General features: G+C 48.1%; 19 protein-coding genes and 1 pseudogene. 2 read left to right on the forward strand and 18 right to left on the reverse strand.

Features of this window, described 5'->3' with window-relative positions:
- The first annotated feature begins 72 nt into the window (after positions 1 to 72).
- Complete coding sequence (locus PaeBR_RS16175; RefSeq protein WP_410511572.1) at positions 73 to 1,251, forward strand: peptidylprolyl isomerase; 1,179 nt, start codon at positions 73 to 75, stop codon at positions 1,249 to 1,251.
- 354 nt (positions 1,252 to 1,605) lie between these two features.
- Here the strand turns inward: PaeBR_RS16175 and PaeBR_RS16180 are convergent, their stop codons facing one another.
- The 16 genes and pseudogenes from PaeBR_RS16180 to PaeBR_RS16255 all read right to left on the reverse strand — a co-directional run bounded on the left by PaeBR_RS16180 (position 1,606) and on the right by PaeBR_RS16255 (position 19,648).
- Entirely contained in the window at positions 1,606 to 1,800 is a 195-nt protein-coding gene (locus tag PaeBR_RS16180; RefSeq protein ID WP_410511573.1) for a DUF2188 domain-containing protein, read from the reverse strand.
- A 70-nt stretch (positions 1,801 to 1,870) separates the two neighbouring features.
- A complete protein-coding gene (locus tag PaeBR_RS16185) occupies positions 1,871 to 2,470 on the reverse strand; it encodes a nitroreductase family protein (RefSeq protein ID WP_410511574.1) in 600 nt (199 codons plus the stop codon).
- Between the two features lie 429 nt (positions 2,471 to 2,899).
- Positions 2,900 to 4,420, reverse strand: a complete 1,521-nt coding sequence (locus tag PaeBR_RS16190) for a copper amine oxidase N-terminal domain-containing protein (protein ID WP_410511575.1) — start codon at positions 4,418 to 4,420, stop codon at positions 2,900 to 2,902.
- Between the two features lie 91 nt (positions 4,421 to 4,511).
- Positions 4,512 to 5,132, reverse strand: coding sequence for a TraX family protein (locus PaeBR_RS16195; RefSeq protein ID WP_410511576.1), 621 nt, complete (start codon positions 5,130 to 5,132; stop codon positions 4,512 to 4,514).
- A gap of 134 nt (positions 5,133 to 5,266) precedes the next feature.
- Complete coding sequence (gene mmsB, locus PaeBR_RS16200) at positions 5,267 to 6,430, reverse strand: multiple monosaccharide ABC transporter permease (RefSeq protein ID WP_410511577.1); 1,164 nt, start codon at positions 6,428 to 6,430, stop codon at positions 5,267 to 5,269.
- Positions 6,431 to 6,436: 6 nt separating this feature from the next.
- Positions 6,437 to 7,966 (reverse strand): multiple monosaccharide ABC transporter ATP-binding protein, encoded by a 1,530-nt coding sequence (gene mmsA / locus PaeBR_RS16205; RefSeq protein WP_410511578.1) that lies wholly within the window; start codon positions 7,964 to 7,966, stop codon positions 6,437 to 6,439.
- Positions 7,967 to 8,076: 110 nt separating this feature from the next.
- Positions 8,077 to 9,171, reverse strand: coding sequence for a multiple monosaccharide ABC transporter substrate-binding protein (gene chvE / locus PaeBR_RS16210; RefSeq protein WP_410511579.1), 1,095 nt, complete (start codon positions 9,169 to 9,171; stop codon positions 8,077 to 8,079).
- A gap of 212 nt (positions 9,172 to 9,383) precedes the next feature.
- Entirely contained in the window at positions 9,384 to 10,601 is a 1,218-nt protein-coding gene (locus PaeBR_RS16215; protein WP_410511580.1) for a response regulator, read from the reverse strand.
- A 46-nt stretch (positions 10,602 to 10,647) separates the two neighbouring features.
- Complete coding sequence (locus PaeBR_RS16220) at positions 10,648 to 12,501, reverse strand: sensor histidine kinase (protein WP_410511581.1); 1,854 nt, start codon at positions 12,499 to 12,501, stop codon at positions 10,648 to 10,650.
- A gap of 24 nt (positions 12,502 to 12,525) precedes the next feature.
- On the reverse strand, positions 12,526 to 13,539 hold the full coding sequence (locus PaeBR_RS16225; protein ID WP_410511582.1) for a substrate-binding domain-containing protein: 1,014 nt from the start codon (positions 13,537 to 13,539) through the stop codon (positions 12,526 to 12,528).
- 191 nt (positions 13,540 to 13,730) lie between these two features.
- Positions 13,731 to 14,723 (reverse strand): aldose 1-epimerase, encoded by a 993-nt coding sequence (locus PaeBR_RS16230; protein WP_410511583.1) that lies wholly within the window; start codon positions 14,721 to 14,723, stop codon positions 13,731 to 13,733.
- Between the two features lie 87 nt (positions 14,724 to 14,810).
- Positions 14,811 to 15,527: an MgtC/SapB family protein gene (locus tag PaeBR_RS16235; RefSeq protein WP_410511585.1), complete on the reverse strand. Its 717-nt coding sequence runs from the start codon at positions 15,525 to 15,527 to the stop codon at positions 14,811 to 14,813.
- Between the two features lie 164 nt (positions 15,528 to 15,691).
- Positions 15,692 to 16,349, reverse strand: a pseudogene (locus PaeBR_RS16240) (SDR family oxidoreductase).
- A 453-nt stretch (positions 16,350 to 16,802) separates the two neighbouring features.
- Positions 16,803 to 17,597 (reverse strand): ABC transporter ATP-binding protein, encoded by a 795-nt coding sequence (locus PaeBR_RS16245; RefSeq protein WP_410511586.1) that lies wholly within the window; start codon positions 17,595 to 17,597, stop codon positions 16,803 to 16,805.
- Complete coding sequence (locus tag PaeBR_RS16250; protein WP_410511587.1) at positions 17,581 to 18,510, reverse strand: ABC transporter permease; 930 nt, start codon at positions 18,508 to 18,510, stop codon at positions 17,581 to 17,583. The genes PaeBR_RS16245 and PaeBR_RS16250 overlap by 17 nt, the downstream gene beginning before the upstream one ends.
- A 61-nt stretch (positions 18,511 to 18,571) precedes the next feature.
- Positions 18,572 to 19,648, reverse strand: coding sequence for an ABC transporter substrate-binding protein (locus PaeBR_RS16255; protein WP_410511588.1), 1,077 nt, complete (start codon positions 19,646 to 19,648; stop codon positions 18,572 to 18,574).
- Between the two features lie 326 nt (positions 19,649 to 19,974).
- Here PaeBR_RS16255 and PaeBR_RS16260 point away from each other — a divergent pair, with 326 nt between their 5' ends.
- Positions 19,975 to 20,916, forward strand: coding sequence for an NlpC/P60 family protein (locus PaeBR_RS16260; protein WP_410511589.1), 942 nt, complete (start codon positions 19,975 to 19,977; stop codon positions 20,914 to 20,916).
- 67 nt (positions 20,917 to 20,983) lie between these two features.
- Here PaeBR_RS16260 and PaeBR_RS16265 read toward each other — a convergent pair whose 3' ends face one another.
- Positions 20,984 to 21,271 (reverse strand): stage VI sporulation protein F, encoded by a 288-nt coding sequence (locus PaeBR_RS16265; protein ID WP_410511590.1) that lies wholly within the window; start codon positions 21,269 to 21,271, stop codon positions 20,984 to 20,986.
- A 66-nt stretch (positions 21,272 to 21,337) separates the two neighbouring features.
- Positions 21,338 to 23,389, reverse strand: a complete 2,052-nt coding sequence (gene recG / locus PaeBR_RS16270; RefSeq protein WP_410511591.1) for an ATP-dependent DNA helicase RecG — start codon at positions 23,387 to 23,389, stop codon at positions 21,338 to 21,340.
- Between the last annotated feature and the right edge of the window lie 4 nt (positions 23,390 to 23,393).

Below are 23,393 nucleotides of genomic sequence, written 5' to 3' on the forward strand. Positions count from 1 at the left end.
TTGGGATTCAGTTTTCTGATAAAGTGGTTTAAAGACAGGCAGCATATATATTGAAGGGAGTCATTACAAATAATGGACAAAAAAGACTACAATGAGAACGAACATCTGGAAAACGACGGTACTACGGAAGAACACAGCGCTTCCGCCAATGAAGTTGAAGGTCCTCTCGCAGAGGAAACCAGCCCGGTGATCGAAGAGGTTAACCCCTCGGCACCCCCCGCTGCTGCAGAAATAGAGCAAAGTGTTCCCGTAATGAGCAAAGTCGGTGAAACCCCGGCAGTCGTACCTGCAGCCCCCAAAAGCAATAAAGGCTGGATGATCGCTTCTATTATTCTGGCAGCTGCACTGGTTATTGTTCTGATTAAACCTCCTTTCCAAAAAGCGGACGGCGAAACTGCTGTAGCTACGGTTAACGGAACGGACATCACCAAAGATCAACTGTATGCGAAGCTGGTTGAGGCTGGTGGCGAAAATACGCTGCAATCCATGATTACCACTGCACTCGTTGATCAAGAAGCGAAAAAAGCGAATGTATCTGCCGTTACGGATGAAGATATCAATGCAGAGATTGAAGAGCTTAAAACCCAGTTCGGTGGAGAGGCAGCCCTGAATTCCGCATTGGAGCAAAGCGGCATGACACTGGACGACCTTAAGAAGCAAATGCCGATTCAAGTTCAGATGCGCAAAATACTGGAGCAGCAAGTAAAGGTTACCGATGAGGAAATTAAAACTTACTATGACGCCAACAAAGCGTCTTATGATATTGCTGAGACACAGGTTCGCGCTTCCCACATTCTCGTCAAGACCCAGGCTGAAGCTGACACAATCCTGAAACAGCTTAAGGATGGCGCAGATTTTGCAGCACTGGCTAAAGAGAAATCTGCAGATACGGGCTCCAAGGATAACGGAGGCGATCTGAACTTCTTCAAACGCGGCGAAATGGTTCCCGAGTTCTCCGATGCGGCCTTCAAGATGAAGGTTGGAGAAACCAGCGGTGCGGTTAAATCGCAATACGGCTTCCATATCATTAAAGTAACGGACCGGAAAGAACCGAAGACCTCTACCCTGGAAGAGAAGAAAGAGGAAGTCCGCAAAACTCTCATCACCCAAAAGATTTCCGAGATGTCCTCCACGTGGCTGGAAGAAATAAAAGCTAAAGCTAAGATTACCAACACCCTTACTGATGCCAAAGATGATGCTGGAGCTGCAACAGACGCACCGGCAGCTAGTGAAGCACCAGCAGCTGAATAGTACAAAGTTGGTCCCTGCTATATTTGAAGAACAAAAGAAATCGCTCCTTATAAAATGGTCGCTTCGACACTTCCATTTTACCAAAGGGCGATTTTTTTTGTGAATTAAAGAAGATTTGGGAGTAAGGGTTTCCGCTGAAAGCAGCGGAGAGAACGGAACGATTGCGGAAAAGCGCAGCGGTCGCCCAAAAGCTTTCCGAGGGAAAGCTCTCTTCGAAAGCATATGCTTTCTCCGGATTTTTACCGCCAAGGAAAATAAAAAAAATCTGGAGACCACAGCGATGGAGCAACGGTCCGTTCGCGGAGCGTCCACTCAGAACACCTGCTTAAGGCTTACTCAAAAGAGTTAAGAACCCTAATGTCCTTTTTTACGAATCTGCTTGTCGTGATGGTCTCCCCACTCTTTCGCCTGTGCGGTTGCAATAGCGATGGCCCTGCCTTCTTCGTAACCATCCTCCAGAAGTGCGTTAGCGATCTCAATGGTTTTGTGGCGGATGGGGGCAGTGAAATTTTTGAGTGAATCCGGATAATCCTCTTTATTCCAGGGCATACAAAACTCCTCCTTGATTCGGTTATAGTACTAATTAGCCCGATCCAGGAGGAGTTAAACGTAAGTACCCTTATTTAAATACTTTCACGCGATCTTCAATCGGCTGGAATTCTTTAGGGTCCGGAGCAGCCGCTACCGAGCCGAACGGAAGCTGTGCGATCAGTTTCCACTCAGCCGGAATGCTCCAAGTTTCTTTTACCTCGTCATCAATCAACGGATTATAATGCTGCAGCGAGGCACCAAGACCTGCTTCGGCAAGCGCTGTCCACACCACGAATTGAAGCATGCCCGAGGATTGGTTCGACCAGATCGGGAAATTGTCCGCGTACAGCGCGAAGTTCTCCTGAAGCTGCTTTACAATTGCCTGATCTTCAAAAAATAACACGGTACCGTATCCGCTCTTGAACGACCCCAGCTTTTGGGCTGTGCCTTCAAACTGCTCGGCAGGAACGATCTTCCGCAATGTTTCCGTTGTAATGTCCCACAATTTATCGTGCTGCTCTCCCAGAAGAACTACCGCTCTGGAGGTTTGTGAGTTGAACGATGTAGGGCTATGTAAAACTGCCTCTTCAACGATCTCTTGAATTTTGGCATCGGATACCGGGGATTCTTTAATGATGGCATATACGGAACGTCTTGTTTTAACTGCTTCAAAGAAACCATTCGACATAAAATAACTACCTCCATTTAATTTAGATACTTACTTTTTTAAATCATAATACATTTTTTCCGAAAACACAACTTCTAAATACAACTTTATTTGTCGGGTTTACATAGCGGCCAACTCTTATTGTAGCTATTCCAGGTTTTTTTATTCCGATATACATAAATACCTGAATGAGCTACAACGAATCAGCAAATGTATAGAAAGAAGGTATTTATATTTATGTATGAGCAGAACAAAAATAGGGCTCTGTATCCTACCGCTGCTGCTTGCAGCAAGTTTAAGTGTTGCAGGCTGTAGAGGTATCAGTTCATCTCTCCCAGAAGCAGCGTTCTGACCAAAAGATAGGATATAACAATGAAACCCGGCTCCCTCCGCTGTTAAGCGGCAGGTGAGCCGGGTTTCTTGTTTGGAATTCAGACAGTCAGGATTAGCTTATTTACGATCAACAAAGATCCAGCCTTCACTGTCGATCTTTACCGTCGCCTGCAGGGCTTGTGCTAATAAACGAAGCGGAACATAAGTAGATCCGTATTCATCCACGAACACCGGCTGGCCAAGCTTCACCTTAGTTCCGTTAATTACAGCTTCTTTGGAGCCCACCTTAAACAGCATCTTCTTGCCGTTCAGATCATCGGTTACCACAGTCTGACGGGTCCCCTTATTCCATGTTACCTTGGCATCCAAATCCTGCGCCAAATTACGGAGCGGGACAAATGTCGTATTCCCTTTTACTATTGGATAGTAATATTCATCATCAGGAGCGATCACTATTGATTTTTTCGTAATCCCGATATCCTCTTTAAGGATCCGATAGGCATTAGAATTAACATTAAAGTTTCTCAGTGTCTCACCCGGAGTCAGCTGGATTGATGTAAGATCAAGCGCACCGTTCTTGCTGATTGGGTCAGCGGTGACCGGCCCGTTAATATTCCACGACTCACTTTGTGCCTTGAAGGAAATGCTTTGGAGCGGCAGATCATCGCTGGCGGGGAGAGCTACATTCAACTCTACATTCTGCTTACGTACATGAAGATCACTGTCCACAAAGATGTCTGTCTGCAGCTTCGTCTCTTTACTTAAAACGGTACGCAGCTCAGGAGTAGATTCGTACAGTTTGTCCAGCTGTTTGTCATAAACCAGCAGTACAGTATCAACCGCAAGTTTTACCGCATCATGAAGCACAGTTACGACCCCTTCTTTATCTTCCAAAGGGATCATGTCGCCCAAGCCCAAATTAAAGGGATCAACGAAAGAATCGCTATTCGATTGCAGTACTGGCAGCAGGTAATCATACAACCCTTCAATCAGCTTTGTGAAGCCTTCAGTATCCTTGGATACCGAGCGGAGAAAGGATTTAAGTAATCCTGGAAGCTGGTCGCCGGTGAATTCCGCATGCAGCTTCGTCAAGTTCACCTGCTGACCGTATACGGCCTCAGTAACAGGGGACACGCTGATATCCGATGGATTCGGCAGATTGTTGACCACAAACTGTGCAAGAAGTTTAGATATTTCCTGCGTCTTCGCCTGATCTATCGGTTCCTCGCCTAATAGTGTTCCGTAGTCCGCTATAGGGAAGTAGAACGGCTGCTTTGCGCCTTCGACTGTAAATACCAGCGCTTCCTTATCCAGGAACAAGGTAAACGGCACGTTCAGCTGTTTGAAAACCACCGTACCCTGTGCAGAAATATTACCATTGTCCTGCAGTTTGACACGGCTTACATTTAAAGAAAAAGAATTAATAAGGTCCACGATTTTCTTATCTTCAGCACTTATCCCAGGTGCTGGGACGGCTTTAAGAGAGAGTGACATACTGGATTCCGATGACTTTACGTCTAAATCTCCAAGCAAGGCCTTGTTGACATCCAGTCCCCCTACGGCTTGACAGCCTGCCAGAATCAACAGTAATGCGATGAACGATGCAAACCATTTTGTGTGTACTTTTAACTTCCTCATAGCATCTCACCTCTATCTGTTTTTTAGATAACCAGTTTATTATCTCAGTAAGGGAAAGATTTGTAAAATAGCAATTTTAAACAACTATTTTTTAGTAGATTTTCACAATAGCCAGAACCAATAAATGTGCGGGATAAAAAGACCACCACACCCACCGGGGAATCCGATGTTTCTCCAAACGCTGCCAAAAAGCAGGACCCCATGCAATTATTATGGTAGGCACTATACTTGCCATTTGTATTAACCACCCATTATAGAACAAGTAGAGAATATTCAATGCCAAATGTGCCAGTACCATCGCATAGGATTTGGTATAACGGAAAATCAGAACCAGCAGCAGGCCATAGGCACCGTAATCCACCGGGAAATAGTCCATAAGTACACTAGCCACCGCAATAATCGGCAAACCCAGCCAGGGGTTAGGCAGGCGGTCCAGCACGGCCAGTATAACAGCCGCCAACAGCAGCGTAATCACGACGTTCAGCCCTTCAGGATTAATCGCCAGGTTATAGGGCAGCTGTGAAATGATGGCGATCAGCAGCAGCCTCAGTAAATATTTCGATCTGGAGGTCGTGTGAAGATGCCCTTGAACAAGCCCGTAGCAATAAATAGGGAAAGCGATCCTCCCTACATATCTCCAGGCCATTTCTTGCGGGAAAAAGATATAGCCAATATGATCGATCAGCATCGTTATCATCGCAATCAGCTGCATAGTTGTCCTCCGGTTTTTTTACTTATTATCTAACGGTTTGACATTCATCGCAAGCTGGAGGACCACATGACGAAAAAAGCCGCTCCCGGATCGTACCGGAAGCGGCTGGGATGATGGAATCCAAGCAGATATGACTAAGAGGTTTTCGATTTATTGTAAATATCAAATCCAACCGCGAGCAGCAATACAAGTCCCTTTATTCCCTGCTGCCAGTCTACACCGAGACCAACCAGAGACATACCGTTGTTCATGACGCCCATAACAAGACCGCCGATGATCGCACCAATGACGGTTCCAATCCCCCCCGACGCCGAAGCTCCGCCGATAAAGCAGGCAGCGATAGCATCCAATTCGAAGTTGGTGCCCGCTTTCGGTGTGGCCGAATTCAGACGGGCTGCGAATACCAGACCCGAAAGGGCAGCCAATACGCCCATGTTAACAAATACCCAGAACGTTACACGTTTGGTTTTTACACCGGACAGGCTTGCCGCCTTCTCGTTCCCACCCAAAGCGTATATATGCCGCCCCATAGTCATCCGGTTCATAACGAAGGAGTAGATGGCGATCAGCACCAGCAGGATGACGAGAATGTTCGGAATTCCGTTGTATTGGGCAAGCACAAAAGTAAAAGCATTAATAACAATTACAAGTCCCGCAGCCTTGGCTACAGATAACCAGACCGAGGCCTGCTCAAAGCCGTATTTGGTTTGTACTTTTCTGGTTTTGAACTCCTGATACACGACTACTGCAGACAAGAGGACGCCAACCAGCAGTGTGATCACATTCAATGCGCTTCCGCCAAATAAATCCGGGATAAAGCCGGAGCTGATTTTCTGGAACGACTTAGGAAAAGGGGCAATGGACTGCCCGTTCAGTACGATCATTGTCAAGCCGCGGAACAGCAGCATCCCGGCCAGCGTAACTATGAATGCAGGTATTTTGATGTAGGCGACCCAGAAGCCCTGCCAGGCACCGACAAGCGCACCCATCAGCAGTGAGAGAACGACTGCAAGCACCGGGTTCATCTGCATATCCACCATCATAATTGCTGACAATGCACCGATAAAAGCTGCCACGGACCCGACAGAAAGATCAATATGGCCGGTAATAATGACTAACACCATCCCAATGGCCAATACAAGAATATAGCTGTTCTGAAGAATCAGGTTCGTGACGTTAAGCGGCTTCAGCAAGATGCCGTCAGTAAGAATCTGAAAGAAAACCGATATAAAAATAAGTGCAACAATCATGCCGTATTGGCGGATATTTTTCTTGAAAAGTTCACCTATAGCTCCCATTCGGTATTACCCCCTGCTTCGTGTCATGTATTTCATTAAGGTCTCCTGAGTTGCATCCTTACGTTCCACCTCGCCGCTGATGCGGCCTTCGTTCATAATGTAGATCCGGTCGCACATGCCAAGAATCTCGGGCAGCTCGGAGGATATGACCAATACGCCTTTTCCTTCAGACGCCAGTTGATTGATAATAGAGTAGATTTCATATTTCGCCCCGACGTCAATGCCACGGGTAGGTTCATCCAGAATGAGAATATCCGGTCCCGTGTATATCCATTTGCTGAGTACTACCTTCTGCTGATTCCCACCACTGAGATTGACTGTTTTTTGCAGGATGCTCGGCGACTTGATGTTCAGCTTCTTCCGATATTCTTCCGCGACCAGCACCTCTTCGTTCTCATTAATAACGCCATGCCTGGACAGCTTGTTCAAACTGCTCAAGGTAATATTGCGTTTAATATCATCCATTAGAATGAGTCCGTAATGCTTGCGGTCCTCGGTAACATAGGCCAATCCGTTCTCCATAGCCTTATTAATGTCGGTTAAGTGCACTTCCTTGCCGTGAATGAATACCTGACCGCTAATGCGTTTGCCGTAGGATCTGCCGAATACACTCATGGCCAGCTCTGTTCGTCCCGCTCCCATCAGACCGGCAATGCCTACCACTTCACCCCGCCGGATATGCATATTAATGTTGTCCAGCATTTTGCGGTCCTGCTGCGTCGGGTGGTATACTTCCCAGTTGCGGACTTCAAAGATGGTCTCCCCTATTTGCGGAGTACGCTCCGGATACCGATGGGTCAGATCCCGGCCAACCATACCCTTGATAATGACATCCTCGGTAACCTGATCCTGCTTCATATCCAGTGTCTGTATCGTCAGCCCGTCACGAAGTATGGTTACAGAATCCGCTATCTTCTCGATTTCGTTCAATTTATGCGAAATGATAATGGACGAGATCCCTTGCTTTTTGAGCTCCAGAATTAGCTCCAGCAGATTCTCACTATCATCCTCATTGAGCGCCGCAGTGGGTTCGTCAAGAATGAGCAGCTTCACTTCCTTGGAGAGCGCCTTTGCGATCTCTACCAATTGCTGCTTGCCGACACCTATAGTGGATACCTGTGTAAACGGCGATTCCTTAAGGCCGACGGTTTGAAGCAGCCCTTTTGTCTTAACCGTCGTTTCGTTCCAGTTGATCACCCCGCGCTTTGCCTGCTCATTCCCGAGGAAGATGTTTTCCGAAATCGACAAATACGGAATCAGCGCCAGCTCCTGGTGGATGATCACAATCCCCAGGCTTTCGCTATCCTTAATATCCTTGAACTGGCAGACCTGTCCTTTGTAAAGGATATCCCCCTCATAGGTTCCATGAGGATACACACCGCTCAGTACTTTCATCAGTGTAGACTTGCCGGCGCCATTTTCTCCGCATAAAGCGTGAATCTCGCCTTCTTTTACCTTCAAGTTCACATTTCCGAGCGCCTTTACCCCGGGAAACATTTTGGTTATGCCCTTCATCTCCAAAATATAGTCCGTCAATGCTTCTCACCCAGCTTTCCTTGTGACTGTAATAACGGAAACGGCAAGCAGCCTCTTCAGGCCGCCGCCGCATTCCATCGTCCGCTTATTCGCTCCAACCGCTTCGCCGATTACTCGCCGAGTTGTTCTTTGGTATAGTAGCCGCTTTCTACAAGAACCACATCAACATTGGAAGCATCTACGGATACCGGTTCCAGCAGGTAGGAAGGTACGATTTTTACACCGTTGTCGTAGGTTTTTGTATCATTCACTTCTGCTTCAGTACCTTTAAGCACGCTTTCTGTCATGTCTACTGCTTTTTTCGCCAGTTCACGTGTATCCTTAAATACCGTTTGGGTCTGTTCGCCGGCAAGGATCGATTTGATGGAAGCCAGCTCTGCATCTTGACCGGTGACGATTGGCAGCTTCTTGTCCCCTGAACCATAACCAACGCCTTTAAGAGAGGAAAGTATGCCGATGCTGATACCATCATAAGGAGACAGTACGGCATCCAAATTCTCGGTAGCATAATTCGCGCTCAGCAGGTTATCCATACGGGCTTGGGCTGCTGCTCCATCCCAGCGAAGGGTAGCCACCTGGTCCATCGTAGTCTGTTTACTGCGGACAACCAGCTTGCCGGATTCAATATAAGGCTGCAGGATGGACATGGCGCCATCGAAGAAGAAGTAAGCATTGTTATCGTCCGGGGAACCGCCGAACAGTTCAATATTGAAAGGTCCTTTACCTTCCTTCAGTCCAAGCTTTTCTTCAATATACGAGCCCTCCAGGACACCGACCTTGAAGTTATCGAAGGTTGCATAATAATCTACATATTCACTTTTTTTGATCAAACGGTCATAAGCGATAATTTTAACGTTCGCATCATGCGCTTTTTGCAGCACATCCGTCAGTGCTTCACCATCGATTGAAGCGATTACAATTGCATTTACGCCTTTGGTAATCATGTTCTCGATTTGGGAAACCTGATTTTCCACAACATCCTCGGCATATTGCAGGTCTGTACCGTAACCCAGCTTCTCGAACTCTTTTACCATGTTGTTGCCGTCATTTACCCAGCGCTCCGAAGATTTCGTCGGCATTGCGATCCCAACCTTACCGCTAGCCCCGTTCGAACTGCCACTTGAACTATTGCCATTTCCACTGCCGCAAGCAGATAAAATGAGTACAAACGCCATCATCAACATCATCCATGAATATTTTTTCATTTCGGCACTACCCCCTGAAGTATTCTGTTGTCTTTAAGGAACGTTAGCTCCGTTTGACAATTTGAGTATAGCAAGGCGATGAGGGAATCGTATTTACACTGAAACTACTGTTTTTATAAAAATCGAACCTTATTGTTAGCGTTTTCATGAATGAGCGCATAAAAAGAAGGGTTTGAATAGATCAGACCCTTGCATCATTATGTCTTGTTAACCTAAGTCACACCACCTTCCTCCGGCAGCGCACCTTTGCGGAATTGCAGAGGAGACACCCCCGTATGCTTCTTAAACGCGGTGCTGAAATAATGCTGGGTCTCGTATCCCGTCCGCTCCGCAATCTCATGAACACTCATTTCCGTAGAATTCAGCAGCTGCGATGCTTTCCGAATCCGGATCTGGGTCAGATAAGCGCCGAAGGAAGTCCCTAACTCCTGCTTGAAGAGTCTGCTCAGATAAACCGGTGAGGCCTGAAGTATCCCCGCCATAGAATCCAGGGATAAACCGTATTCGCTGTAATGCTCCAGGATATATTGCTTGGCTCTGCGAACCATGGGCGATAGAGGCACTTCTTTGGAAAGGGAGACTCTGCACCTGCGGTATGATGCGGCAAGCTCTGTAATTTCTCCCTCCACAGGCTCGATCCCGACTTCAACGGCAATCTTGAGATTTATACGAACCTCCTGCTCCACCCTTGCCAGCATCGCTTCAGCGGCGTTTTCCCAGAGAAGAATCACAATAAGTCCACTCGAATCGCGGAAAATGGCTTTGGGATAGTCGCTCAGCAGCTCCATCGCAATATTCTCAATGGCAAACATAAACAACTGGCGTTCAGTCTCCTTCATCCCTGAATTCTGCAATTCCCATCTCCAGCGGATGATACCCAGCAGTTCAGGGCGTGCCTGCGGTAATTGCAAAAAATGAAGCTGTTCCTTAATCTCCTGCTGACTAAGATTCCCATCCAGCCACTCTTGGCAGAAGCGTTCACGCAGCAGCGGAAAATTCTTCAAAATTTGCCTGGAGGCCTGCTCCTGATGCCGGCTCTTCTGCCGCTCTTTCTCCAGCTCATCCCGTACCCCCCGCATCACCTGCGACAGCTGCTTTGGATCGGCCGGCTTCAAAATATAATCGTTCACCTGCAGCCTGATCGATTCCTGTGCATACGTAAATTCGTCATGTCCTGTAATCACGACGATTTTGCAGGCTGGCAGTTGCTCTCTTAATCTTTTCATCAGCTCAATCCCGTGCATAATAGGCATGTTGAGGTCAACGAGAGCTATATGAATGGAGTGCTGCAGCGCATTCTCCAGTGCTTCCTCCCCGTCCTCCGCTTCCGTTATAACCTGCAGCCCCAGTCCTTCCCAATCCACGGACTGCTTAATGCCTTCCCGGATAATATATTCATCATCCGCAATCATTACCTTCCAGCGCTCCATACTTGTATACCTCCATGTGCGGTTACTCTATATGCTTTTATTCATGTTATAGCTTCCCTCGAACAATCGGATGCCGCAAAATCACGGTAGTGCCGGTTCCTAATTCGCTATCGATATGAATACCATATTCTTTGCCATAAGTAAGACGAATTCGCGCCTGAACGTTCAGAATTCCATATCCGCTGCCGGTGCTTTCCGTTATATATTGCTCAACTTCACTGGAATCAGGCTCTTCTCCAACACTCTCAAGCTTATGCTGCAACATAGTGAGTCTTTCCCGTGTCATACCGGCGCCGTTATCCCGCACGGTCAGGTACAGTTCCCCTTCCCTTTCCTCCACTTCAATCGAGATGTGGCCAGGACCGCGCCGCTCCTTAATCCCATGATAGATAGCGTTTTCAACAATGGGCTGAAGCAGCAGTTTCAACACATATAACTCCTGCAGCCGCGGATCTGCATCAACACTGTAAGCAAGCTTGCTGCTGTAACGGGTCTGCTGGATTTTTAAATAACTCATAATATGCTCCAGCTCATCCGCCAGCGGAACGATATCGCTTCCCTTGCTCAGACCCAGGCGGAACAGCCTTGACAGAGACTGAACAACCTCCGCAATATCCTCTGACCCTTTACTCCGTGCCATCCAGTGTATGGTATCCAGTGTGTTATACAAAAAATGCGGCTTGATATGAGCCTGGAGGCTCCGAAGCTCCGCCTCTCTCTTCTGCCGTTCCTGCAGTTCTGTCAAAGAGAGCAAGCGGGCAATTTGTGCCAGCATGGTGTTAAAGCTTCGGCCCAGCATCCCTATTTCATCGGAGCGGTTTCCCCAGTAGCGTACATTCAAATCGCCGGATTCCGCCTTGCTCATAAAGGACATCAGCTGACCGATCGGACGGGAGATGGAATAAGCCAGATAAAAAGAGGCTGTCATCCCCAGCATACAGACCACAAATACAAAGGTAACGACATTAAACGTTATTTCACGAACCCCATATGCGGATTCTTCCATTGGAAACACACCCACAGTGGTCCACCCGGTAAAAGGGGATGTCCTGTAAATAAGCTGCAACCGCCGGCCCTCCACCTTCTCCGAGGTTATCCCCGAAGTCTCCGTGATCAGCTTCATGGGTATATTTTCCATAAAAGGGTGCTGAGGCGCGTAAATCATTTCCCCGTTATGATCCACAACTGTGAGATATCCTGTTTTGCCAAGCGTAACATCTCTGGCCGTTTCTGCAATAACACGAAGCTTCAAATCTACCAGAACTACCCCCTGTACAACCTGAGTCTCTGGATCAATTATGGCTCTTACCGCAGATACAACCTCGCTCTCCTTGTAATCGACATGGGACCTCACTGCCCGTCCATAGGGATGTCCAATGATTTTGAATATCCCCTTATTGTCAACGGCCTCTTTATACCAATCTTCGTGGGTTATACTGGTTCCCGAACGCGTATACATCTCATTGCTGATGAAATCTCCCTGACTGTTCACGATCATGATTCCAGCGATTTCAGAGCTGAGTGTCGTAAAGCCCTGCATAAACTTGCGGATGTTATACTCGGCGGATTCTCCACTGTACGTTCCTTCAGTTGCTTGTGTAGTCTCCTTCATTTCTCCTTTTAAAAAGCTCTGTACCCCGGGATCAAAGGATATCAGGTACGTAATCTTCTGCAGATTCTCGACGTCATTCTCCAAAGCCGCATTCACCTTGCCGATCAGCTGCATGGTATTCTCATTGCTCTGATCCTCAACAATACGGTCTACAGTCCAGCCTATCAGCAGGCCTAATCCGATAGCGGGCAGAATGCTGATGAGCAAAAAGTGGATGATGAGCTTGTAGCGTATCGGTAAATTATTCAATTTAAGCTTGTCCATGGTCAGCCTGTTCTTACGGGTCATCGCTCTCCGCCCCCCATGCAGCAGTTACTTGGCATAGTAATTATCCACATTTGCCCGCGTAACCACATCAATGCCGGTATCCACTGTATCCGGAACAGGCAGGGGCATATTATGGGCATACGCGGCAGGATCGGCAGCCAGATCGCGATGCAGCTGAAACAGCTCCATCAGTGACCAGTACCCCATATTCCATGTGCCTTGAGCCATCGTAGCGGATATCGTTCCATCCTTCACCAAATCAAGGGTACCCTTATCCGTGTCAAAGCTGATGATTTTGGGAAGCTTATCATCCCCTTTATGGGCCTCCACCGCTTCGGCAACTCCGATTCCTCCTCTTGATTCTGTCGCAAAGATGCCCGCCAGGTCCGGGTACTGGGATAATATTTGTTCTGCCGCCTGCCTGGAGTATACTTGATCTCCCCGACCATCCTTGACAGCAACAAGTGTCATGCCGGGGTATTTACTGGTAATGGTATCTTTGAATCCGTCCGTACGCTCTTGATGATTATGCTGATCGGGTGTAGTAACAATGGCAATCTTCCCATTTCCTCCCGTCAGCTCAGCCATCTTGCGGGCCGCTTCTACACCCGCATTATAATTATCCGTTCCGAGATAGGAATAGGCCTTGCTGTCAGGGGCTCCCGAATCAAACAGGACAACGGGTATGCCGCTTTCAACCGCTTTATTGATGGTTGCCGTCAGCAGCTTGGAGTTTACGGCCGAGAGGGCGATTCCCGCCGGTTTTTTGGCGATCACCTGTTCCAATACGGTCATTTGTTCACTTGCATTATGTTGAGTAGAACCATGATATTCTACCGATACATTCAGCTCCTCCGCCCCGTCCTCGAAGCCTTTAAGGACACTTTTCCAATAATCTATCCCGATCTGAAACGTGACCATGACGTATGTGTCTTCTATATTGCCGCGGAGTCCCGGTGTCTCCCACGGATCTGCAGACTGAGCCTGCAGCTTGTAATTCAGTACATATACAATGAAAATTCCGATCAGCAGGACATAAACAAGCCACAGCTTTTTCATACTGAAACCCCTTTCAACGATAAATACGGGTGAACCTAACCCCTCAACCCATGCCCATCATACTCTTTTTAATTTATAAAATAAACAACTATTTCAGCAGGATATGAAGAAAAGAGGCTTACGGAAGTCACCCTCCATAAGCCTCTATTAGATTGATTATTCTACCACAGCAGGTATTTGTCCCTGGCTAATTAAGCTTTAACATACAGGCGGCTGCGTTCTTCCCAATATTCGCCCGGCTGCAAACTGAAGAGTCCGATTTCGTCAGCCGGAAGATCCACATTCGGTGCATTAACCAAGTTAATTTGCGGCTCTGGACAAAAGAAGCCCTCTGTCGCGAAGTTGTTCCAAATCATCCACTGCTTATAGGAGGTGCCGACGTCATAAACCAGAGTTACGCCCTCCTTGCTGTCCGTGAGCTCCATGCGGTTGCGTCCGTTCTGGGCGGCTGCGGTGTAATGGTTGTCCATTGCCGCGTAAAAAGGATAAACCCCCTCGTCCCGAAGCTCCACTTCCTGTGGCTGCAGTTCCTGGTAAGCACCGGTAGGCAGCATCCGGTCATTCAGCTCCCAGCGTTCCCCAATCGTAAGCTTCACGCGATAATCCTGAGCAGAACTTCCGAGGGCAAACGGCGCGTTAACTGCTGTGTGGAAGGCCAGCAGACATGGCATGATATCGTCTCCGTCATTATGCACCAGCAGCTGCTGGGACAATCCGCCCTCCCCAAGGCTGTAACGCAGCTTGATAGTGTATTTATGGGGGAGATATTGATATGAAGGGTGATTTTCATCCACCTTAATCATTACGGTAACAAAGCTTTCACCCGTTCCACTGCCGAATTCCTCAACCTCCCAGGCTGCCGTATGTAAAAATCCATGCAGATGGTTGCCGGTTGCGGCTTCATTTACGGGGAACTGATAGGTTTGTCCATTCCACGGGAACTTGCCGTCCTCATAACGGTTTGGAGGGAATAGAACAGGAATTCCATGAATCCCCGGGTTTTGTTTGAAGGCTTCCATCTCCCCGGCTCCAGGCTCATGGAGAAAACGGTAACCGCTTTCGGTATCGCGAAAACAAATCAGATTGCCCCCGATTCCAGGCAGCACTGCTGCCTCATAACGTCCGGCCTTCAGCCAGATTGCGGCCTCGCCTTCATACTGTCCTTCAAATGCTGAAATTGACATAATAGCTTTGACTCTCCCTTCCAGGATGAAATAATGGCTCTGCACTTGTTAGATTACCACATCTTGCCTCAGTAGCAACATGTCAATTTATAATTGCTCTACCTCTACACTCATCACATGCTCGATACGCTTTACATCATAATAGATTTCTGTTGCATAATCCTTGTCAGGTGCAGAGATGACCATGTCTATCATCTGTCTTCCGTCATCCAGATCTTTAATTTTCATCCGCCGGATCACTCGTTCCGAGTTTCTGAATTTCCCTTGTGAGACTTTATGACGATTCTCAATATTCTGGATAACTTCTGTCAAATCATAATTGGACTCCATAATAATTCTCACGGAAACCTCATGCTTGTTGAGTCCCTGCGGCCCAATCGCCCTAATCAAATGAGGGACAACATTGACGGCGAACATCAGAAGAACCACCGCATAAGCCGCCTCGACATAAAAGCCCGCACCCACTGCAATTCCAATCCCCGAAGCCGTCCAGATCAGTGCTGCCGAGGTCAGTCCGGAGATCGCATCCCCGCCTCTTCGCAAAATAACACCCGCACCCAAAAAACCGATTCCGCTAACAATCTGGGCCGCCAGCCGCATGGGGTCCATATTCAGATGATCCGGGCCGGAGAATTTCTCAAACGCATGAATGGATACTAATGTCACAAGGCAGCTCGCAATACTGATGACCATACTGGTCCGAATCCCCAGCGGCTTCTGTTTTAATTGCCGGTCTATACCGATGAAAAGTCCGAACAGCATGGCAATAAGCAGTTTAATTAAAGCTTCTGTATGAATTTGCATATGACCCCTCTCTTTCATTCCGTGATAAACATATTACATTATAACGGATAACAAGTCTTTTGCTTACAATATTTTTTTATATGAAAAAAACCGCTGGACGCGGCTCTGAAGCAGTAACTTTGCTCTTCCTTTAACTTATGCTTAGTTGTCCGCTGTTAGTCATTTTATCCGTGCAGAAGGGATTCAGCGCCATCACAATAGATCTCTGTGCCCGTAATATGACCGGAGTCGTCCGATGCGAGAAACTATAGCGCCCGGACATATAGCATTGACGCGAATTTTATACCGGGCCAGCTCCAAAGCGGCCATTTTCATAAAAGCAACCTGACCAGCTTTTGTTGTACTGTAGGCCGAGAAGCCGATTCCTGAAAATACACGGTTCCCGTTAATGGAACTTGTGATCAGAATACTGCCGCCCTTATCTTTAAGGTGAGGTATAGCATATTTGACTGTAGCGATGGTTCCCCGCAAGTTGATATCATGTGTCTGATTCCAGTCCTCAATTTCCATGGTTTCGATAGGGGCCATTGCACCATTAATCCCGGCATTGGCAAAAACAACATCCAGACGCCCCCATTCCCCTGCAGCCTTTTTAAGGGCTTCTTCTACCATTTCCGGTTTCGAAACATCACATTCAATTACAGCGGCTTTCCCGCCCTCCTGCTCCACTTCCCGTTTCACTTTCTCCGCTTCCTCTATGTTGCGGTCAAGCATAATAACGCTGGCTCCATTTCTGGCAAACTCCAATACTGCAGCGCGACCTATCCCGGAGCCTCCTCCTGTCACGATTGCAACCTTGTCCTTCAGCTTCTGATCGGCCATCAATAAACATCCTCCTTAAGATTGAGCAGGTTGTCAGTATAATTCTTTCCTTAACTTTTACCTCGCATACGGAGATATGAATCTCTGTCCTGAACAAAGGCGCTGTTCCAAAAGCGATACAAATGATACAAATGGCAATCGAACAAGATTCAAGCGGTGCTGAGGTGGACGCTCCGCGAACGGAACGTTGCTACAATCGCTGTTGTATCCGGATTTATTTTGAATTAACCCTTAGCAGGGTAAATCCGGATACAAAGGCGAACGCTAACGCTTTTCCGCAATCGTTCCGTTCTCTCCGCTGGGTTCAGCGGGGACTGCTTCTAAAATCACAAAAAAGAAATCGCTCTTTTAAAAGAAGCGATTTCTTTGTACATTCAATATAACGGACGAGCTCTTCTACTTATGAGACAGCCCCAGGTATCCGGTTAACTTAAGAATACTTCCTACCGTACTCTACCCAAGCATCATCCGGTCATCAGCAAGCTTGTGGCCGCTTATGCTTTCGAATTCACCCAGCAGGCGCTCGACAGTCAAATCCTTTTTACGGGACTCATCGATATCGAGAATTATACTTCCCTTATCCATCATAATTAGGCGGTTGCCCAGACGAATGGCCTGTTCCATATTATGAGTGACCATAAGCGTTGTCAGTTTCTTCTCACGGACAATCGATTCTGTAAGCTTGGTGATCAGCTCTGCGCGGGAAGGATCAAGTGCAGCGGTGTGCTCATCCAGCAATAAAATTTGAGGCTGGGTAAACGTAGCCATCAGGAGACTAAGCGCTTGTCTCTCCCCTCCGGACAGTAGACCCACCTTGGCCCGCAGGCGGTTCTCCAGACCGATTCCCAAGTGTTCTAATTGCTCACGGAACAGATTCCGCTTGGCAGACTTCACACCAAAGGACAGCAGCCGGCTTTTGCCGCGTTTATAGGCCATCGCCAAATTCTCTTCAATCGTCATATGGGGTGCGGTTCCTGCCATTGGATCCTGAAAGACCCGGCCGATCCAGCGGCTGCGCTGAAATTCCGGCAAATGACTTATGGAATTCCCTTCAATCAGGACTTCACCGAGATCCGGTTTCATCACACCGGAAATAATATTCATCAGCGTCGATTTGCCAGCACCGTTACTACCGATAATCGTTACGAAATCTCCGGCATGAAGCTCCAGATCGATACCGAGCAGCGCGATCTTCTCATCCGGTGTTCCGGGATTGAACAGCTTGGATACATTATCTAGCTTTAACATCCAAAGAGCCCCCTTTCTTGCGTTTCAGGGCTTGTTCAGCCAATTCAGCAGTCCGCTTCCGGGCTGTACTTTTCAGCTTCATAAACCGCTGTACGGAAGGGAATACCAGGGCAACAATTACAATAATGGCTGTAATCAACTTCAGATCGGAAGCGTCGAGCCATTCTACCCGCAGCGCAAGCGCAACAACGATCCGGTAAACAATAGATCCAAGTACAACTGCCAGGGTCGCGCGAAATACACTGCCCGTTCCAAAGATGGCTTCACCAATGATTACTGACGCCAATCCGATGACAATCATACCAATACCCATGGAGGAATCGGCAAAAGTGGAATATTGGGTGACAAGCGCTCCGGAGAGTGCCACCAACCCATTCGCCAGACTGATGCCGAGAATAGTCGTATTATCAGTGTTTACACCGAAGCTGCGTATCATTCGAGCGTTATCACCTGTGGCCCGAAGAGCTAGTCCCAGGTCGGTTCGCAGAAAAAGATCCATAAGCACCTTCAGCAAAAGTACCGCGAATGGCATAACCAGCAAGGGGTTAATTGAAGTAAACAAGGTATTCTCGCCCATCAGCGAAACATTGGGCTTTCCCATGATACGCAAATTAATGGAGTAAAGAGCAATCATCATCAGAATACCGGACAATAGCCCGTTAATCTTACCTTTTGTATGGAGCAGCCCGGTGCACATTCCAGCGGCCATACCGCCTGCAAGGGCAGCCAGGGTGGATAACCATGGAGAATACCCATGGGTAATCATTACGGCAGCGATTGCACCGCCGGTTGTAAAGCTTCCGTCCACTGTCAAATCGGGAAAATCCAAAATACGGAATGTAATATACACTCCGAGTGCCATAAAAGCATAAAGCAATCCAAGTTCGGTTGCCCCGAGCAGTGAATTAATCATAGATGACTTCCTCCTAGACATAAGGGGCGTTCACAAGGAATCGCCCCCACATTTGTTTCGTTTATTGAATAATGTTGTTAGCTTGATCCGCAACTTCGCCCTTCATGGCGTCGGTCACTTCAATTCCCTGTTCTTCCGCAGCCTTCAGGCTAAGAATCAGATCCAGCTTCTCTTGCATCGTTACTTTCAGATCACCCGGCTTCTTGCCGTTCTTCAACACCTCAACAGCCATTTGACCTACTTGATAGCCATGGTCGAAGTATTTGAAGCCTACGGTTGCAAAAGCGCCTTTCTCTACCGTATCCCGGTCACTTGCGAAGAATGGAAGCTTATTATCATTGGCCACTTGAATGATTGTGTCCACACCGCTTACCACCGTATTATCCAGGGTCAGGTATAAAGCATCGACCCGTCCTACAAGCGACTCTGCAGCCTGCTTAACCTCTGAAGTATTAGTAACCGCAGCCTTTACAAGCTCAATGCCGTGCTTATCCAGCGCTGCCTTGGCCTGGTCAGCCATAATGACGGCATTCGGTTCGCCTTCATTGATAACAAGACCGAGCTTCTTCACATTCGGGAACTGTGCAGCAATGAAATCCATCAGTCTGATAATCGCTTCCGGATTTGTATCCGAAGCTCCGGTTACGTTTCCGCCTGGATGTTCAAGGTCCGTAACGATCTTCGCGTCGATAGGATCTGTAACAGCCGCAAAGATCACCGGTGTATCATCTTTAATAGACTGAACCACTGCTTGAGCCGAAGGAGTCGCGATGGCGAGTACGAGATCATTGTCATCGGCAGCAATCTTCTGGGCGATCGAAAGGTTGTTGGCTTGATCCGCCTGCGCGTTTTCCAGATCGACGGTGAGGTTTTCTCCTTCAACAAGTCCGGCATCCTTCAAAGCAGCCAGAATGCCATCGCGTGTTGCATCAAGCGCGGGATGCTCCACATACTGCGAGATGGCGATCTTATACGCTTTAGTCTCCGCATTACCTGCAGCGGCATCTCCTGAATTCACTGCAGCGTTACCGGAATTAGCAGCATTCCCTGAATCAACAGCAGCGTTATTATTTCCACAGCCTGCAGCAACTAGCATCATACACAAGCTCAATCCAATCCAAATTTTCTTTCTCTTCATTAGAATACCCCTTTTCGTTTACGGTATCAGTGCGTGCATAGGAAGTAGCGCCAAAGCATGATCGCTTTTACAGATAAAAGCATTAAAGCGATAGCTCACACGAACCTTACATAAGCACTAGCAAATCTATTAAACTTATATTATATGGAGGTTGAATATCCGTCAATCATTTATGGGGTCTCCATATTTTACAATATCAGCACAATCACAATTCATTCCGTTAGAAGATGCTTGTTATCCTTGACATTCATTGCCTACACCCCGAACTACATAAAAAAACGGGACATGCACACACTTAACCTACAGTTTGAGAAGGAGAGTGTGATATGATCTTTTATCAAAAGAAACTCTTGTTAACCGTTATTGCTCTGATGGCCACTGCAACAATCAACACTGCTTGCGGCAATTCAAATAACGAGGAGAATAACCAATCCGCCAGCTCTGTTTCCCGTAACGACACCCGCTCCTCCGGCTACATCGAGAAGGCATCCATCACCGACAATGAAGGTAAAACCTGGGTTCCGCTGGAGCCTGCCATTGCTTCACTCGGCTACCGCATGAAGGATGAAACCTCGAATGGAGGATACGCAAAAATCGGCTTCAGCGATGTGATGTATATGCTGCGCCCTGATTCAAGGCAGGTGTTCTCACTTGGAGAGAAATTCTCCATACCGGAACCGCCTCAACGCCGGAACGGCCACATTTATATGACAACAGCTTCGTTATCCAAGCTTCTTCAAACCGAAGTCGGCTGGAATCCGGAGAACGGGGAAATCGCCATCAACACTCCTTCGGAGCCCAAAGGAACAACCGCTGCAAACCGAGCCGGCACTGGAATGGCTTCACAGGGCAACACCATCAGAATCCAGAGCGCCTCAGTAGATACCACGCAATTAATTTCATATGCAAAAAGATTCCTTGGCGTCCCTTATGAATTCGGGGCAGGACCGTATGAAGAATCCAAAACCTTCGATTGCTCATCCTTTACACGCCATGTATTCAAAAAATACGGTGTTAACCTGCCTCGTCTTGCCAAGGACCAGGACAATCAGGGAAGACGAGTCAGTCGCAGCGAGCTGGCGCCGGGAGATCTAATTTTTTTCACCGTACCGGGTCGGTTCAGAAGTGATGCTATCCCAGGTCATGTAGGGATTTACATGGGAAATGGCAAAATCATTCATACTTGGGGCGACCCTGGTGTACAAATCAGCAATCTGGATACTGGATATTGGAGTAATGTCACTCTGCATATGCAGCGCGTTTTATAAAAGGGTAAAAAGCGTTCCGGCCATGAACAGGCCGGAACGCTTTTTAGCTCAAGATGAAAGAAAACCCTTAACGGAACATGCCCCACAGCCGAATTAGATGGAACGTATTGTTCGGATCAATCTTCTGGGCAATTACAAACCTTACGATCTGCTCTTCCTGCACTGATGTGAGCTTCTCATTCATTGCTCCCGCTGCATTATGCACCAGTCTCTTCACGATGGCGCTGTCTTGCAGATCCTGCCTGGAGATTCCGTTGATCATATTTTTGACACGTTCCTTGACCGCCGGATTCTTCATCTTCAGCTTGATCCGTTCCACGAGCTGCGGGCTTATTCCATATTGATGATAACTCATGCTCGGCACCTCCAGTCATATCCAAACCTTTCTAAGTATATGAGGAGTCGCTGCCGCATGTGCTATCTAATCAATCAAATCTCCCTGGAAAATCTGTTCGGCCTGCAGATAGCCGCGAAGCGGGGCATAGTCCGGAGATGTCCAGAAGGACGCATCTCTTAAAAGCTCGGCGGCATCATCGCGTGCCTGCTCCAGAACATCAAAGTCCGCAGTCATGTCAGCCAGCCGGAACTCCGGCAGGCCGCTCTGCTTCGTCCCGAAGAAATCTCCCGGCCCGCGCAGCTCCAGATCCCTTCGTGAGACCTCGAATCCATCATCCGTTTCCGTCATGGCGCTCATCCGTTCACGTCCCATTTCGGACTTCGGATCGGCAACCAATACACAGTAAGAGGCGTGCTCGCCCCTGCCGACCCGCCCGCGCAGCTGATGCAGCTGTGACAAGCCGAAGCGGTCAGCGTCCATGATAACCATCAGTGTGGCATTAGGGACATCGACACCCACTTCAACCACTGTTGTGGATACGAGCAATTGAAGCTCATTACTATAGAACGCACGCATAACCTCGTCCTTCTCACCCGGGGTCATCCGGCCGTGCAATAAACCAACCTTATAATCGGGAAAGGCCTGTCCCATCTGGATATGCAGGTCAATAACATTCTGCACGTCGAGTTTATCCGACTCTTCTATGAGCGGACAGATCAGATAGGCCTGCCGTCCCTGGTCTACCTCACGTCTAATGAGCGTCAGCACCCTGTCCATGAGATCATGCTTAACCCAATAGGTAATGATCGGTACCCGTCCCTTAGGGCGCTCCGATAACGTAGATACATCCATGTCACCAAAAACGGTAATGGCCAGCGTACGCGGGATAGGTGTGGCCGTCATCGTCAGCACGTCCGGGTTGTAGCCTTTACGGCGCAGGACACTGCGTTGATTAACCCCGAAACGGTGCTGCTCGTCGGTAACAACAAGTCCAAGACTCCGGTAGAACACATCCTCCTGAATCAAGGCGTGGGTGCCCACAACAATATCAATCAAACCTATCTGGAGCGATGCCAACAAATCTTTGCGCTTGCGTCCGTTTACACTTCCTGTCAGTAATCCTACAGTTATCCCGAACGGCTCAAACATTCTGGCGAGTGACCGCATATGCTGTTCGGCCAAAATTTCTGTAGGCACCATAAGCGCTCCCTGAAAACCTGACCTAACCGTAGTGAACAGCGCTATGGCAGCAAGAACTGTTTTGCCGGAGCCTACGTCCCCTTGCAGCAATCGGTTCATGCAGTAGGGAGAACGCATATCATGCAGAATCTCAAGCTCCACATGCTTCTGGGCATCCGTAAGCTCAAACGGCAGACTGCGCACAAACTGGCGGACTGTGGCATTATCCACTGTATGTACGACGCCATCCATCCGCCCGCGGTTCAGCACACGAAAAGCCTGTACTTTCAATTGGAACAGAAATAACTCTTCGTACACCATTCGCCGCCGGCCCTGCTGGCCTTCCCGGCTGTCCTCAGGCTGGTGAATCGTAGCTATTGCCCGTTTGCGCGGCATAAAATCATATTTCCGCATAATCGAATGCGGTAATATTTCCGGAATGAGGTCCCCGTACTGCTGCAAAGCTCCATTAATAATCTTTCGGATCCATGACTGTGTGATCTTGCCCCCAACGGAGTATACAGGTTGCAGTGTTCCCGTCTTCCCTTCGCCACGGTCCGGAAACTCATAGTCGGTTACGGTAATTTGGTTACGCTTCTGATCCCACTTGCCCGTTAGAACAATTTCCCGCCCTATGGTCAGCTGCTCCCGTACATATTGACGGTTGAACCAGGTGGCCGTGAACATCCATGGTTCTGACATCATTTTGCAGCTTAGTCGGGATTTGCCCCCGAACCGTTGCAGTACAGGGATGCCGATGACTTTTGTCTCAATGGTCACTTTATCGCCGTGCTTCACCTCACTGAGTGATCGGGGACGGTAATCCTCATAACGAAAGGGGTAATATTCAAGCAAGTCCTTCACTGTAAAGACGCCAAAGGCGTGAAGCTCGCCTTGCTTTTGAGCGCTCACGCCAGTTATTTTCTTAACTTCAATTTTGTCTAAAGTTTGTGTCATGTTC

This window comes from Paenibacillus sp. BR2-3 (assembly GCF_046529485.1).
In the GTDB taxonomy this organism is placed as follows: Bacteria; Bacillota; Bacilli; order Paenibacillales; family Paenibacillaceae; genus Paenibacillus_AQ.